Here is a 230-nt window from a genome sequence, read left to right as displayed (position 1 = left end):
AACAAATGGTGGCTTATTTCCTCAGCTCCAGCATTCTCTGAACAAATTTGACTATACATCATGCAAAATAGATTTTCGATATCCTGACTAAAAGCGTCGCTGAACAAAACTGGACTCGCACCATCAGGCAATAGACAATTTTCTCGCATCCCCTCTAACTTCAAATCACTTATTCCACAGCTGTATACACTCATTTCTGCTTCTGGATTCGTACGTTCATCATGAATAAC

General features: G+C 39.6%; 1 protein-coding gene. It reads right to left on the bottom strand.

Annotated elements, in window-relative coordinates:
- A partial coding sequence (locus SB753_RS42125; protein WP_410805832.1) for a hypothetical protein occupies positions 1 to 230 on the bottom strand: 230 nt, incomplete at both ends.

The sequence above is a fragment of the Paraburkholderia sp. SIMBA_053 genome (assembly GCF_046534895.1).
GTDB lineage: Bacteria > Pseudomonadota > Gammaproteobacteria > Burkholderiales > Burkholderiaceae > Paraburkholderia > Paraburkholderia caledonica.
This window is presented reverse-complemented; position numbering and strand designations above follow the sequence as displayed.